11 protein-coding genes are annotated in these 15843 nt (G+C 44.8%); 9 read left to right on the top strand and 2 right to left on the bottom strand.

Annotated elements, in window-relative coordinates; genetic code table 11:
• The first annotated feature begins 1 nt into the window (after position 1).
• Positions 2–949, top strand: a complete 948-nt coding sequence (gene secF, locus UNITIG_RS04970) for a protein translocase subunit SecF (protein ID WP_101757400.1) — start codon at positions 2–4, stop codon at positions 947–949.
• A 36-nt stretch (positions 950–985) separates the two neighbouring features.
• Here the strand turns inward: secF and UNITIG_RS04965 are convergent, their stop codons facing one another.
• Complete coding sequence (locus tag UNITIG_RS04965; protein WP_101757399.1) at positions 986–3133, bottom strand: ATP-binding protein; 2148 nt, start codon at positions 3131–3133, stop codon at positions 986–988.
• Positions 3130–3720: a hypothetical protein gene (locus tag UNITIG_RS04960; RefSeq protein ID WP_145999094.1), complete on the bottom strand. Its 591-nt coding sequence runs from the start codon at positions 3718–3720 to the stop codon at positions 3130–3132. Before UNITIG_RS04960 ends, UNITIG_RS04965 begins: the two co-directional genes overlap by 4 nt.
• Positions 3721–3920: 200 nt before the next feature.
• Between UNITIG_RS04960 and UNITIG_RS04955 the strand changes: the two genes are divergently transcribed.
• From UNITIG_RS04955 to UNITIG_RS24060, 8 genes are all read left to right on the top strand, one after another.
• Positions 3921–4898 (top strand): GGDEF domain-containing response regulator, encoded by a 978-nt coding sequence (locus UNITIG_RS04955; protein WP_101757397.1) that lies wholly within the window; start codon positions 3921–3923, stop codon positions 4896–4898.
• Between the two features lie 445 nt (positions 4899–5343).
• Complete coding sequence (locus tag UNITIG_RS04950) at positions 5344–5646, top strand: isoamylase early set domain-containing protein (protein ID WP_101757396.1); 303 nt, start codon at positions 5344–5346, stop codon at positions 5644–5646.
• A gap of 19 nt (positions 5647–5665) precedes the next feature.
• Positions 5666–7759, top strand: a complete 2094-nt coding sequence (gene malQ, locus UNITIG_RS04945; protein WP_101757395.1) for a 4-alpha-glucanotransferase — start codon at positions 5666–5668, stop codon at positions 7757–7759.
• Positions 7753–9969: a 1,4-alpha-glucan branching protein GlgB gene (glgB, locus tag UNITIG_RS04940; RefSeq protein WP_101757394.1), complete on the top strand. Its 2217-nt coding sequence runs from the start codon at positions 7753–7755 to the stop codon at positions 9967–9969. Before malQ ends, glgB begins: the two co-directional genes overlap by 7 nt.
• Positions 9969–12047 carry a glycogen debranching protein GlgX gene (glgX, locus tag UNITIG_RS04935; RefSeq protein ID WP_101757393.1) on the top strand — a complete coding sequence of 693 codons (2079 nt, stop codon included), beginning with the start codon at positions 9969–9971 and terminating at the stop codon, positions 12045–12047. Before glgB ends, glgX begins: the two co-directional genes overlap by 1 nt.
• Positions 12040–14508 carry a glycogen/starch/alpha-glucan phosphorylase gene (locus UNITIG_RS04930; protein ID WP_101757392.1) on the top strand — a complete coding sequence of 823 codons (2469 nt, stop codon included), beginning with the start codon at positions 12040–12042 and terminating at the stop codon, positions 14506–14508. The genes glgX and UNITIG_RS04930 overlap by 8 nt, the downstream gene beginning before the upstream one ends.
• Positions 14509–14544: 36 nt before the next feature.
• Positions 14545–15606: a glucose-1-phosphate adenylyltransferase gene (gene glgC, locus UNITIG_RS04925; RefSeq protein ID WP_235015266.1), complete on the top strand. Its 1062-nt coding sequence runs from the start codon at positions 14545–14547 to the stop codon at positions 15604–15606.
• The gene (locus tag UNITIG_RS24060; protein WP_235015265.1) at positions 15603–15833 is read left to right on the top strand and encodes a hypothetical protein; all 231 of its coding nucleotides are present in this window, start codon (positions 15603–15605) and stop codon (positions 15831–15833) included. Before glgC ends, UNITIG_RS24060 begins: the two co-directional genes overlap by 4 nt.
• The last annotated feature ends 10 nt before the right edge of the window (positions 15834–15843 follow it).

The raw sequence follows: 15843 nt of genomic DNA, 5'->3' as shown, positions 1-15843 counted from the left end.
TATGACTAACGAACAAGATACACAGCCAACCACGAAAATCATTAACTTCATGGGGCAGCGTAAAATTGCAGCCTTATTTTCTTTGCTGTTAATGATTGGCTCGATAGCTTCACTCGCAACCAAGGGTTTGAATTTTGGTTTGGATTTTACCGGAGGCACTCTGGTTGAAGTGGGTTACAGCGTTCCCGAGCCATTAACTAATATTAGGAAAACCATAGCCGATGCCGGTTATAACAATGCTGTAGTGGTGCAGTTTGGTTCAGATACCGAAATTTTAGTACGATTGCCTGCAGGTTACAGCGACACCTTGGGTGCTGAATTAATTGCTACGTTACAGCAAGACTTTGCAGGCGATCTTGATTTGCGCAGGGTCGAGTTTGTCGGCCCGCAGGTGGGAGACGAACTGAAAGAGCAGGGCGGTTTAGCAATGCTAATGGCTTTAGGGATGGTGATGCTGTATATCACTTTCCGCTTCCAGCTTAAGTTTTCAGTAGGAGCTGTTTCGGCCCTTGTGCACGATGTGCTTATTACATTAGGGGTGTTTTCCTTTTTCCAATTAGACTTTGATTTAACAGTGCTGGCCGCAATTTTGGCCGTAGTGGGGTATTCTTTGAACGATACCATCGTGGTGTCGGATAGGATTCGCGAAAACTTTCGTAAAATTCGCAAGGCAGATCCCGTGTCAGTCATTAATACTTCTTTGAGCGAAACGCTGGGTCGTACGTTGGTAACCTCATTGACCACCTTATTGGTGCTGGTAGCTTTATTTATCTTTGGTGGCGAATTAATCCATGGCTTTTCCAGTGCGTTAATTGTCGGTGTGATGGTAGGGACTTATTCATCCATCTACGTTGCTGCCAATATTTTATTGCTGCTAGGGATTTCTAAAGAAGATCTTATGTTACCAGTGAAGGAAGGTGATGAAGCCGAAGATGATGGCAGGCCATAGTTTATATATCTAACTTCTGTATTTGGCGATGGTTGATTACGCAGGAAAATTAAGAATAAACTGGCTGCCGTTTCCTATTTGGCTTTTGACCTTGATCGAGCCTCCATGCCAATCCATAACGCGCGTGCAAATACTGAGCCCCAAGCCGGTGCCACCATTGTAATGGCTTTTTTCAGCGCGGAAAAAGGGCTCAAAAATTCTTTCAATCCACTCGTCTTCAATACCAGGTCCATTATCGCTAAAAATAATTCGCTGAGTTGACGTGTTGCGATCCAATTCGGCGGTGATTGTGATTGTGGGGACTACGTTATCATTGTGTTTGATAGCATTACTGAGAATGTTCTGGAACAGTATTAGTAGCTGTGCTTCATTGCCGGTGATAGTAGGAAGGGGGGCAGCTTGTATATCAAATTCTCTCTCAGGATAGCTGCGCATTACTTGTTCTATTCTTTGCAATATACGATTCAGGTCAACGGGTTGGGGGAGCTGGTCATCGGCTTCTGCATACAGTAGCTGATACAAATTCTCCACGAGATTATTAATTTGATCGATGTTGGTGGCGATTGCGTCGAAGGTTTCTGCATCTTTTTCGTTTAGGCTTGCCCGATGTTTTAAATCGTCTTCCAGTAATTGGGTCCACTGGTCTATCCGTCTGATCGATGCTTTGAAATCATGCGACAAACTATAGCAAAAAGCTTTTTGTTCCTTATTTTTAGTGGCTAGCTGTTCATTGAGTGTTTCGAGCTTACTCTGCGCATTACGTCTTTCCGTAATGTCTATTATAGACGCGACAACATAATTTCCAGTTGCTGTTGTTAAGGGACTCAGACCTATTTCTATCGGGATTTCGGTGCCATTTTTTCGTAGTCCTTTTAAATCTCTACCTTCTCCCATTGCACGAGCGGCGGGGTTTTTGCGAAAGTTGAGTCGATTTTTCGGGTGCTGGGATTTTACGTTATCGGGAACGAGAGCTTCAATTTTGAGTTGCTGGAGTTGTTCAGGTTGATAGCCAAATAGCTGGTCGGCTTGAGCGTTGGCAAAGGTTATGTTCCCGTCTTCATCGGCAACAATCAGTGCGATGGGTGCCTGATTAATCAATAAGGTTAAATTTTCCTGTTCTTCATATTGTGCCGTAGTGTTGTGGATAATTAGCGAGATACTATTGCTATTGGCCTTTTCGCCACTCATTGGTGAAAAATTTAACAGGTATTTTTCTCTAGTTAATCGGCCGAGAGTATCGCCATTTATAGTCGTTGATATAGCTTGATGGTGTTTGATAGTAGAGGTTAACGTATCCTGAATATCGATAGCTTGATCAGGGGTAAAAAATGATTTGATATTGAGGTCTGGGTTATTGTTGTTCTTCAAATTAAATAATTTCTCCGCTGCATGATTCTTAATTAGTACTTTACCGTCAGGGGCGAGTTGTAACATGGCATCAGAAGCCTCAGCGACCATTTTTGCAAGTAATTCGTTTTGCTTGGCAAGTTTAACCGCTAGTTCTTTTTCGATTCTGGTGTCTTCCAGAATGCTGGTCATTATTTTCTGGGCTTTAACGAGTTCGGATTGCTTGTTGTTCAGCGCTTTATTTAGCTCGTTGCTATGATTGAGAGCATTTTTTTGTCGGGTAAAACTAAACCAGAACAGTAACAACAGTGCAGGGACGATTAGTCCTGCATTTATTAGTAATCCCCGGGTTTGTTGTTGTAGTAAAAAGTTAACAAGCAACTGGGTTTTTTCTATATCTAGCTGCTGCAAGTGATCTATAACCTCAATGGCCTCATCAATTGTTTTTTTAATGTCCACTGAGGCTTGGTCGGAATGTTGTTGCTGTATTTTAATTTCCAGAGTCTTTAAGATGGATTGCAAGCGGGCATTTTGACGGAGGATTTCTTTTGCTTGCGGCCAAAGTTCGTGTTGTGGATCAGATAGCCCGTAAGAAAGGGGGAGATGATTGGCCTGAATAGTAAAGATAAAAGGGGCCTTTATTCCTTGGCGTTCTCTTTCAAGATGTGAAGCATAGGCATTGACCATGCTGTTACGGAGACGGCCGCGATTGCCAAGGACTTCATTTAGCGACGATATTGTTTGAACCGCCGTCAGGTTGTTTTGCCGGTGGGTATAGTTATAAGTAATCGCTATGACCAATAGCAGTACACATAATAATAATTGCAGAAGTCTCATGGAGCCGTGCCTGGGGTTTGCAAGTATTTAGGTGTTTCGCCTTGTGCTTCCAGTAATTTATTGACTTCTTCTTTTAGCTCCAGAAGGCGGTTTTCCCGTTCCATGACATTGGCATACATCGTTTCCATCTGTTGATTTTTTTCGTTGAGTAATTGTAGTGCTTGCTGGCTTTCCTCATAAGCTTGTTTGAGCCCTGGCAGATTTAATAGCGCGGGCAGCTTAGGGATTAGGGTTAAGGCTGTGGCGACAGACACTACAGCAGTCAGTGCTTTGACCCAGCCTTGTATTTCGTAGGCTGGGAACCATGTCACATAAATATTGATCAGATGCGTAGTGCCACAAAGAAAGATGAAGGCTACAAAAAGCGCTAATACTTCCGGGTAGGGGATGTTTTGGCGTCGTTTATATAGCACAATCGCCAGTACGGCAGGGATGGCATAGTAGGCCATGGCAATGCTGAGGTCGGAGATGACGTGCGTCCCCAGGATATCGGGCCTCCACAAATAGCAATGGCCGTGAGGCATAAATGCAGGGTTGGATAAGTCATTGAGCCATTGCAACATGGGGTTATCCTCTTGTCCTTTCACGGCGGTGCCGCTATGGTGTGTTACCGCTAATAAGCATAGTACGTTGATACATAATTGCTAAGTAAGTAATAGTTTACAGAAGAAAGAAGCGTTAGCCGGGGTGTGACCTAAAGCGAATTAATGCTTATACTGATATTGGCTAGTCTTGTGGAATAAGTTTGAGCTTTTGACCGTTACTTTAATGAGGTAGCAAAAAGTAAATGACAGACTTTGATAATAAATTAAGTAAAAAGCAGCCCTCGATTTTCAGGCCCAATGGTATTCGAGCTACCTTGCATGCGCATTTGCGAGTGTTGATTATTGATGACAATGAGCAGGATATCGAAATTCTCAAACGTTATTTATTGCGAGTTGATTATACCCAATACACGGTTGATCATGCGATTAGCCTTGAGCGTGCTGAAGAGCTTATCTTGATGCATGATTATGATGTCGCCTTGCTGGATTACAATATGGGTAACCAGCAAGGCCTGGCTTTGTTTGGGATGCTGGGTTCAAAAGAAATTGATTTTCCAATTATTTTAGTCTCCCAACAAAACTCTATTGATGTTGATCAACAGGCTATCTATGCTGGCTGTATAGATTATTTACCTAAGTCTGAACTCAGTGCGAGTAACCTTGAAAGGGCTATTCGTTACGCCGTCAATAATAATTTTATTTTCTCCAAGCTTATGCATCTTGCGCATCACGATGCCCTAACCGGTTTGTGGGGCCGGTCGGTATTGGTAGACCGTATCGATCAGGCGATCGCCTTAGCCGGAAGAATAGAGGTGCGATGGGCGTTGCTGTATATCGATTTGGATAACTTTAAAATCATTAATGATCAATATGGGCATAAAGTCGGTGACGCTTTATTGGTCGAATTTTCTGATCGCCTCACTAGCATTGTACGCTCGTCGGATACGGCGGCCCGACTGGGAGGTGATGAATTCTGTATCTTGCTAGCAAGTGTGGATGAAACCCATGCTCAACAAATAGCTGATCACCTATTGCAGCATTGCACTGAGCCAATGGTAATTGAGCAACAAACGCTAGAGCTTACTTGCTCGGTTGGTGTGGTGTGTTTTCCTGACGTTAAACACGAAGCTGAGTTAACCGCAGAAGTGTTATTGAATCTTGCTGACTCGGCAATGTACCGGGTAAAAGAAGCAGGGAAAAATGGCAGCTACTTACTCTAGTTGATAGATCCTTTTGTCGATATCAATAATTTCAGTCAGGCTGTTCATCCAGCTAGCTTATTGTTGGCAGTCCCGGTTGCGAAATGGTTGCCAGCGCACTGCTATTCTAACGTTTATATAAAAAATCAATAACTTACCTTTAAGCAATGCGACTATTGCTCTTCATGCTTTAGATGTCGATGGCTAAGAGTGGCTGTGGGAAAAATTATTTCAGTGTAATACTGAAACATGGCTCTACTTTTGCTGTGTTCATTAATGAGTCACGTGAAATAAGGTGGCTGCATATTTTAGCTCTTTTTTGTAGCGAAATGCTGTTGCTGTGCCCCGATATAGTGCTTGGCGGATCTGCCCAATTCGTGATCCACTCAGTATGATTCAGAAGTCGTGCTCTAAAAATGGCAATAGGTTCATTTATATATCATTACATTAGTCCGGGAGCAGCCTCATGTTGAAAAAGAAATTTATCAAGTCCAAAGATCAAACTGAAGTGACGTTTGAATTTTCAAGAGCAGATATTGAATCCGTTAGTTTGGTAGCCGATTTTAATGACTGGCAGCCATTGGATATGAGCTTTAGCCGAAAGGATAAAGTGTTCAGGGCAAAAGTTAAATTACCAAAAGACGAAGTTTTTTATTTTCGCTACTTATTAAATGACAGTGAGTGGGAAAATGATTATCAGGCCGATGCGTATATACCTAATAATTTTGGCACTGACAACAGTGTTGTTTATACGCAGGTTGCCAGGTAAACCTAGAGGCTAAGCAGCGATGACTGCAATTGAGCAATTGATGTATTTGCAAGGCGTTGCGCTTGATTACCGTGACTATAGTGGCAACTTATGTCGGATAGCTGACTCAACCCGTAAGTCAGTGCTAGCCGCTTGTGGTCATGACATCAAAGATGCTGCTGCTATAGCTAATAGTAATTTCTTACTGGATGCCAAACCCTGGCAGGATTTATTACCTGCCACGGTATTTGTCAGGGCTTCAGCACCAAAGTTACTAATCCGCTTAGCTCAGTCCCAGCAACCGGCAATGGTGCACTGGTCAATATTTGCTGGCGATGATCTGGTGGTCAAGGGTGAAGTTGACGCGAGCTTGCAGCAAGAAACCGGGCGTTATCAAATTGGCTCAGAGCTTTATATTGAGCGCAGTTGGTCGCTCAATGCGTTAGCGCCAGCTTATTATCGTTACCGCATTGAAGTGAATGGTGAATCTGCTGAAGCTTTACTGATTGTTAGCCCGGATCAAGCTTATAACCCCTACTTGGACCAGCGATTTTGGGGGCTTTCAACGCAGCTTTATAGTGTGCGAAGCGATGACAATTATGGCATTGGTGATTTTCGGGATTTGACCGAGTTGGTACGCAGAGCGGGCAGTGCCGGCGCTAATTTTGTGATGCTTAATCCACTGCATGCACTGTTTCCGCATGAGCCGGAACGGGCTAGTCCCTACAGCCCCAGTGATCGGTTTTTATTGAATCCGGTGTATATTTTTCCTGATGATGTAGTCGATTTTACTGCTAGTGCTGCTGTAAACGCTCATCTAAAGACGCAAGCTTTTAAGCAGCAGTTAAAGCAGCTACGCAGCGCCGACTGGATTGATTACAGTGCAGTTGTGAAGCTTAAATATGCATTGTTTGGCCTGATGTTTGAACATTTTTGTGCGCAGGAGTTAGGCTCCGGCTCTGTTCGGGAATCAGAATTTAATACTTTTTGTGACCTGCATCACGCGCGCTTAAGCACTCACGCGGATTGGTTGAGTCAGTGCCTGCCAGGCGCAATGGCGGCTACGGATAACATGCCGGAGTTTACGTTTTATTTGCAATGGATAGCGCATCAACAATTAGCGCATGTACAGGCGTCAGCAATAGCCAGTGGGATGCAGCTGGGTTTGATACGTGATCTTGCTGTAGGCTGCACTGGCGATGGCAGTGAAGTCGCGCGTCATGCTGCACTGTTTGTGACCAGTGCCAGTATTGGTGCTCCGCCTGACCCGCTAGGCCCGCAGGGTCAAAATTGGGGCTTGCCGCCAATTGATCCGCTGCAACTTAAAGCGGATAACTACCAGCATTTTATGCAGTTAGTCGCATCTAATATGCGTGATTGCGGTGCCTTACGAATTGATCATGTCATGGGTTTATTGCGCTTGTGGTGGTGTTTGGAAAATCAGCCAACGAGTGGCACAGCGGCCGATGGTGAAGTCAATGGATGCTATGTTTATTATCCATTTGCCGAATTAATGGAAATTTTAAAATTGGAAAGTGTACTCAATCGCTGTGTGGTGATTGGAGAGGATTTGGGTATCGTTCCAGAACAAGTAAAAGAAGGCATGGCTGCCGGGCAACTTTACTCGAATCTATTATTTTATTTTGAACAGGATCATCAGGGTGAGTTTAGGCCGTTATCACATATAACCCCCCGCGCCTTAATGATGATAGCTAACCATGATGTACCACCGTTTGCCTGTTGGTGGCAAACTGATGATTTACGCTTGCGGCAAACGCTGAATTTATTTACTGATGAACAGGATTATCAAGCTGCCTTGCAACAACGCAAGCGCGATAAAGACGCTTTGTTGCGCTGGCTGGGCGCTGCTGATCACAGTCAGGCAGTAGTGAGTGAGCCGCAGTCAGCACAGCAACTATTTAAACAACTGGCAGTAAAGTTGGCTGGGTCACCGGTAAGTTTGTTTGCAGTGCAGTTGGAGGATCTGGATGCCGAGCCTGCGCCTGTAAATATTCCTGGCACGGATAAACAATATCCTAACTGGCGTCGTCGACTATCTCTCACCCTACCTGAGCTATTATCCGATCAGGTTTTTTGGGCTAGTTTACAACAAGCGCGGCAAAGCCCATGCTGACACCTAATCCGTCAACGGAAATGATACCTATGCCTTATCAAGCTTCTCTTGCGGCGTTAGAACAAGCGTGTTTTGAGGATGTGTTCAGCTTTCTTGGCCCACATTTAAATGCGCAGGGTGAATATCAAGTGCGCTGCTATTTACCCTCAGCTGTACGCGTTAGCGTGACGTCGGTAAACGGCGTTGTCAACGCTGAGCGTGTTGCAGATTCCGCATTATTTATCGCTAGCATTTCTGCAAAAGACTTTGATGCTGAATACCTGTTACATATTGAATATGAAAGTACGAGTGTAGAGCTTGTTGATCCTTATCGCTTTCTATCCGGGTTGGATGAGGCCGCTGTTTATTTATTCAATGAAGGGAATTTGCAGCAGGCTTATCGCCATTTGGGGGCTCAGTTTACTCAGCAGCAAACTGTGGATGGGGTACGGTTTTGTCTTTGGGCTCCCAATGCACGCTGTGTCTCTGTGGTTGGGGATTTTAATCATTGGGATCCTTGCTGCCATATTATGCGCAAACATCCCGCGTCGGGTTTGTGGGAATTATTTATTCCAGCACTACAAGCGGGGCAGTGTTATAAATTTTCTATCGTCAGTATTACCGGTGAACGGATGGAAAAGGCGGATCCGTTTGCAGCAGCAATGCAGCGTCCACCGCAAACGGCGGCAATATTATTTAAATCGCAATCACCAACCGTTGATCAAAAATGGTTAGCGCGCCGTGACCAAATCAATCAAGTGGATCAACCAATTTCAATTTATGAGGTGCATGCGGGATCATGGCGGCGTAATAGCGTCGATCCACACAGCTATCTGAGTTATCGGCAGATGGCGGAGGAGTTGGTGCCATACGTGGCAGACATGGGTTTTACCCATGTGCAATTCATGCCCCTGTCTGAATATCCCTTTGATGGCTCCTGGGGTTATCAGCCGGTAGGGTTATTTACACCGACTTCACGCTTTGGCGATGCTAACGATTTTGCTTTCCTGGTAGCGCAATTTCATCAAGCTGGAATTGGCGTGTTACTGGATTGGGTGCCGGGGCATTTCCCCTCCGATGCGTATGGGTTGGCGCGCTTTGATGGCAGCCATTTATATGAGCATGCGGATACTCGTTTGGGTTTTCATCCTGACTGGAATACCCATATTTATAATTATGGTCGCAATGAAGTCCGTAGCTTTTTATTATCCAGCGCTAACTACTGGTTGGATGAATGTGGTTTGGATGGCCTGCGCGTCGATGCGGTCGCGTCGATGTTATATCTGGACTATAGCCGTAAGGAAGGAGAATGGTTGCCTAATCAGCACGGTGGTCGTGAAAATCTTGATGCTATTTCCTTGCTGCAATCGGTCAATGCTAAATGCTATCACTCACATCCCGGTGTGATGATGGTGGCTGAAGAATCTACCGCCTGGCCAGGTGTCACTGCTTATGTGGATCAGGGCGGTTTGGGCTTCGGTTATAAATGGAATATGGGCTGGATGAACGACAGCCTATCCTACATGCAGCGTGATCCGCTGTATCGCAGCCATCACCACCACCAATTAACGTTTTCGATGGTGTATGCATTCAGTGAAAATTATATTTTACCGATCAGTCATGATGAGGTCGTGCACGGTAAGGGTTCAATGCTTAATAAAATGCCCGGGGATGACTGGCAAAAATTTGCCAACCTACGTGCCTATTATGGATTTATGTGGGCACACCCCGGCAAAAAATTATTATTCATGGGTTGTGAATTTGGTCAGTGGAGTGAATGGAATCACGACCAGAGTCTTGACTGGCATTTGCTTGGCGAAAGCCATCATCAGGGTTTGCAACAATTGGTCAAGGATTTAAATCAGCTTTATCGAGCTGAACCTGCTTTGTATCAGCTGGATTGTGATCAGCAAGGTTTTCGCTGGATAGATAGCGGCAATGCCAATCAAAGTGTGTTCAGTTTTATTCGTTATAGTAAGGATAAGCAGCGCGCGGTAGTGGTGGTAGTCAATATGACGCCTGCGACGTATTCGGGCTTTCGCTTGGGTGTTGAATTTGAAGGCAGTTATCGCCAAGTATTTAATAGTGATAAACAATGTTATGGCGGCTCGGGTAGTGCCGTTGTGGAGCAAGTGACCAGTGAGCCACTGGCCAGCCATGGTTTGCCCTGCAGTATTAATATTGAACTGGCGCCGTTAGCAACGGTGATGTTTGCTTGGGGAGCGTGTTGATGTCTGCTTTTAAACTGAGCGCAGGTCGTCCTTTTCCTTTAGGTAGCACGCCCGATCAGCACGGGGTTAATTTTGCATTGTTTTCTGCCCATGCTGAAAAAATTGAACTGTGTTTATTTGATTCAGCAGGGCTTAAAGAAATTGCCAGGTTTGAATTACCTGCCCGCAGCAATCAGATTTGGCATGGTTATCTACAACATTGTCGGCCTGGGCAGGTGTATGGCTATCGCGTTGTCGGTGCTTATCAACCGTCCCAGGGTTTGCGCTATATCAGCCAAAAATTATTAATTGATCCTTATGCTAAAAAACTGGTGGGTGATTTTAAGTGGTCTGCTGAACAGTTTCCCTATTTGATAGGTCATCGGGAAGAAGATAATTTTGAAAACAGACAGGACAACGCGGCCTTTATTCCTAAAGCCGAAGTGGTTGCAATGACACCGTATCAAGCACTAAGGCCGGAGATTCCCTGGTCAGAAACGGTTATTTATGAATGCCATGTAAAAGGTGCAACCCGCTTACACCCGGATATTCCCGATGCGTTACGCGGTACGTTTGCCGGTCTCTGTCAACCGGCATTTATTGATCATTTAAAGCAATTAGGAGTGACCACTCTGGAATTGCTGCCGGTACAGCAATTTATTAGCGAAGCGGGGCTAGAGGAAAAAGGTTTAAGTAATTACTGGGGATATAACACGCTTAATTTTTTTACTCCCCATGGTGACTATTTAGCAACGGGTGAAATTAGTGAGTTTCAACAAATGGTGGCCAGTTTTCATCGGCACCACATCGAGGTGATTATCGATGTGGTTTATAACCATACTGCCGAAGCTGATCGATTGGGGCCGTTATTAAGTTGGCGCGGCATCGATAATCTCAGCTATTACCGATTGCAATCACAGCAGCCGCGTTATTACATCAATGATACCGGTTGTGGCAATACACTGGATTTAAATCATCCACGTTGCTTGCAAATGGTTATGGATAGTCTGCGCTACTGGGTACAAGTCATGGGCGTTGACGGTTTTCGATTTGATTTAGCGCCAATATTAGGCCGTGAGCCCGAGGGGTTTTCTACCACCAGCGGTTTTTTTCAAGCCATTTTGCAAGACCCGGTATTGAGTCAAATGAAACTCATAGCCGAGCCTTGGGATATTGGTCCTGGTGGTTATCAATTGGGAGCTTTTCCAATTCCGTGGAGCGAGTGGAATGATCGCTATCGCGATGTAGTACGCAGATTCTGGCGCGGAGATTTAGGCTTGCTACCAGAGTTTGCTCGCCGTGTGCATGGCTCCAGTGATATTTTTGAACATAATGGCCGCAGTCCATTTTCCAGTATTAATTATGTTACCAGCCACGATGGTTTTTCATTGCGTGACCTGGTGAGCTATGAGCAGAAACATAATTTGCAAAATGGTGAAGATAACCGCGATGGTCATGCAGAAAACTTTTCAGCTAATTATGGCGAGGAAGGTATAACCGATGATCCAGCGATCAATGCCCTCAGGCTTAAGCAGCAAAAGAATCTGTTGCTGACATTAATGTTGTCACAGGGTGTACCGATGATTCGCGGTGGCGATGAAATAGGCCATAGTCAAGGCGGCAATAATAATGCTTATTGTCAGGATAATGAGTGTAATTGGATGGATTGGACCGGGCAACAAGCGCCGCATACGGATTTACGAGATTTTATTAGTCAGCTGATTAGTATTAGGCAGCAATTTCCAGGTTTACGGCATCCTGATTTTATTCATGAAGGTAATACACCTTACCGTATCAGCTGGTTGAATCGGCAGGGGGAGCCTATGCAAAAAGCTGATTGGTTTGCCCACAGTAATTTATTTTTAGGTTATTGGGTGTGTGATAGTGGCCAGTCACAGCAATTACTTTGTTTGTTCAATGCGCATACCGAAACGGTTGCAGTACGATTGCCAACAGCTAATCAATGGACGGTACTCTTATCCACCGTAGCCGAAAACAGTGTTCAAACGATAGACCAAACCAACAGTCTCTGGTCGATAGATGCGCAATCTGCCTGGGTGTTAACTGCAAACTTCAGTGAGGGTACAGCGAATGAATGATAAAGCTTCGTTTTGTGAAGTGATTCGACGGGATGATGGCCCTGCAATCAATGAAGAAACGTTCAAGGATGACCTGACGCGTCATTTTTATTACACCTTGGGTAGAGATAAAGTTGGGACTTCCCGAAGTTATTTGTATCAGGCACTGGTGCTGAGTATTCGGGATCAATTGATTGGCCGCTGGCGGGCCAGTCGAGATGATCATCGCAGTCAGTCGCATCGGCAAGTGGCTTATATGTCGCTGGAATTTTTAATGGGGCGTTCGTTGAATAACGCCATGTTAAATTTGGATCTGGAAGACCGGGTGCGTGAAGCATTAGAGCAATATTGTTGTGAGCTGGAAGAGGTTGAGGCTGCGGAGCATGACGCGGGTTTGGGGAATGGCGGTTTAGGTCGATTGGCCGCTTGTTTTATGGATAGTTGTGCCAGCCTGGGTTTGCCAGTGACGGGTTATGGTATCCGCTATGAATATGGCATGTTCAATCAGTCGATTGATAACGGCCACCAGATTGAGCAGCCAGACAACTGGTTACGTGAAGATTATCCCTGGGAAATTAAAGCGCCGGATGATTGTCGACGGATTAAGTTTTTTGGTCGGGTAGAGGTGTATGAAGATAAAAACGGTCGTCAACATCATCAGTGGGTAGATACCCGTGATGTGCTGGCAGTGCCCTATGATATTCCCGTGCCCGGCTTTAGAAACAATATTGTCAACACCTTGCGCTTATGGAAATCAGAAGCCACTGATGAATTTAATTTATCAGAATTTAATGCTGGTAGTTATAGTGAAGCGGTTGCACAGAAAAATTTAGCAGAACAAATCACTATGGTGTTATACCCCAATGACAGCAGTGAAAATGGTAAAGAGTTACGTTTACGGCAGCAATATTTTTTAAGCTCAGCAACCTTGCAGGATATTTTAGTGCAATGGGTGGAGCGTTATGGCGAGGATTTTACCTATTTCAGTGAGCTACACGTTTTTCAGTTAAACGATACCCATCCCAGTATTGCTGTTGCTGAATTGATGCGCTTACTGATGGATGAGTATGGTATGTCATGGCAGCCTGCATGGAATATCACTACCGCCACAATGGCCTATACCAATCATACCTTGCTGCCCGAAGCCTTGGAAAAGTGGCCGGTTTGGTTGTTTGCAAAGTTGTTGCCGCGCTTGTTAGAAATAATTTATGAAATTAATGCACGCTTTTTACAGCAAGTGGCAATGAAGTGGCCGGGAGATGTTGATAAGCAAGCGGCGATGTCAATTATTGAAGAAGGGGATGTGCCTCAGGTCCGTATGGCGCACCTGGCTATTGTCGGCAGCTTTTCTGTCAATGGTGTTGCAGAGTTACATACCCGATTATTACGAGAAGGATTATTTAATCACTTTGATCAACTGTGGCCGGAAAAATTTAATAATAAAACTAACGGAGTCACTCCCAGGCGCTGGTTGCATCACTGTAATCCAATTCTCACGCAGCTGATTAGTGAAAAAATTGGCACTGAGTGGGTCTCTGACTTTAGTAAAATAAATCAATTAGCCCCTTTTCATGCTGACGAAAAATTTCAGCAGCAGTGGCAAGCGGCGAAGTTTAAAAACAAGCAGCGCTTGGCTTTATTGGTAAAAGAGGCGACGGGAGTCGAATTTGATCCGGCGATGTTATTCGATGTGCAGGTTAAGCGTATTCATGAATACAAACGCCAGTTACTCAACATCCTGCATGTCATTCATCGCTATGAGCGTATTCGCTTAGGTGATACTGACAATATGGTACCGCGCTGTGTGCTGATAGGTGGTAAAGCTGCGCCCGGTTATTTTATGGCTAAAACCATTATCAAGCTCATTTCCAATGTGGCGGCAACCATTAATGCAGATGCAGCCGTGAAGCCCTATTTGCGCGTTGTATTTTTCCCTAACTACAACGTCACTGCGATGGAGAAAATTTGTCCAGGCACTGATTTGTCGGAGCAAATTTCAACAGCCGGTAAGGAAGCATCGGGTACCGGTAATATGAAGTTTATGATGAATGGAGGTTTGACTATTGGCACCCTGGATGGTGCTAATGTTGAAATGCTGGAGGCAGTAGGTCAGGAAAATTTCTTTCTCTTTGGGGCGCGTATCGAGCAGCTCGATGATATTTTCTCAGACTACTCACCGAATCAAACAATAGCTTCAGACCCTGAGTTAAAGGAAGTGCTGCGATTGATTGAAAGTGGTCATTTTAATTTATTTGAGCCGGGTATTTTTCAACCCATAATTGATGCCATCCGCAGTCCCACAGACCCTTGGCTGACAGCGTATGACTTTGCCAGTTATATCGAGGCGCAGCAGCGCGTTGATCAGGTGTATCTCGATCAAAGCCAATGGACGTCAATGAGCATCCTTAATACCGCTGCCAGTGGTCCTTTTTCCAGTGATCGAACTATTCGTGAATACAGCGAAAATATTTGGAATTTATAATTGAATCGTCAATGAATGTTGACCGGAGTTATTGCCATGCTTAGACCTCAGGATCGTTATATTAGTAATCTGACCAAAGATACTTACGCCATTATTCTGGCGGGTGGGCGTGGTAGTCGTCTAAAAGAGTTAACGGAGTGGCGAGCAAAACCAGCAGTTTATTTTGGCGGTAAATTTCGTATTATAGATTTTCCGCTATCAAACTGTATTAACTCAGGCGTGCGGCGTGTTGGTATTGCAACGCAATATAAATCGCATTCGCTGATTCGTCATGTGAATCGTGCATGGGGACATTTCAAACGGGAGTTAGGCGAGTCGGTGGAAATTTTGCCTGCGTCCCAGCGTCATAGTGATGAATGGTATACCGGTACTGCTGATGCAGTGTTTCAAAATATTGATATCATCAGCCATGATTTACCCAAGTATGTGATGATTTTGTCAGGTGATCATGTCTACCGTATGGACTATGGCGCGATGCTGGCAAAACATGTTGAGTCAGGTGCTGATATGACTGTGTGTTGTATAGAAATACCGGTAGCAGAAGCAGCTGGTCGATTCGGTGTGATGACAGTAGATGAAGATAGCCGCGTCACCCGCTTTGTTGAAAAGCCTGAACAACCCGATGAAATTCCAGGTATGCCAGGTATGACATTGGCATCAATGGGTAATTACATCTTTAACACTGAATTTTTAACCGAGCAGTTAAAAGTAGATTCGCAGCGTGAGGAGTCCGGTCGCGATTTTGGTAATGATATTATTCCGTCGATAATTAAAGATCATAAAGTCCAGGCCTTTCCTTTTCGTGACCCTGAAGCTGGTAGACAATCCTATTGGCGTGATGTGGGAACTTTGGATTCTTTTTGGGAGGCGAATATAGATCTGGTATCGCCGGAGCCTGAGCTGGATTTATACGATGAGAACTGGCCGATATGGACGTATCAGGAGCAATATGCTCCGGCAAAATTTGTATTCAATGATGATGACGGTCGCCGAGGTATGGCTGTAGACTCAACCGTTGCGGGTGGTTGTATTATTTCTGGGCATCGATTCGAAAATCATTGTTATTCTCCAAGGTCACTGTGCGGGAGTACAGCGTGATTGAAGAATCGGTATTACTGCCTGGCGTTAAAGTGGGGCAACGCTGTCATATCAAGCGTGCAATAATCGATCGCAGCGTAGATATCCCCGATGGTTTACGAATAGGCTATGATGGCAAGCAAGACGCAGACAACGGTTTTCGAATTACTGAAAAAGGCATAGTACTGGTAACCAGAGAAATGATTGCCAATTTACAGGAAAAGAAAAAACAACATGCCGCTGCATAAATTGCTAAGG

It is taken from the genome of Oceanicoccus sp. KOV_DT_Chl, assembly GCF_900120175.1.
Taxonomy (GTDB): domain Bacteria; phylum Pseudomonadota; class Gammaproteobacteria; order Pseudomonadales; family Dasaniaceae; genus Oceanicoccus.
Note: the sequence above shows the minus strand (reverse complement) of the source record. Positions and strands in the feature narration are given on the sequence as shown.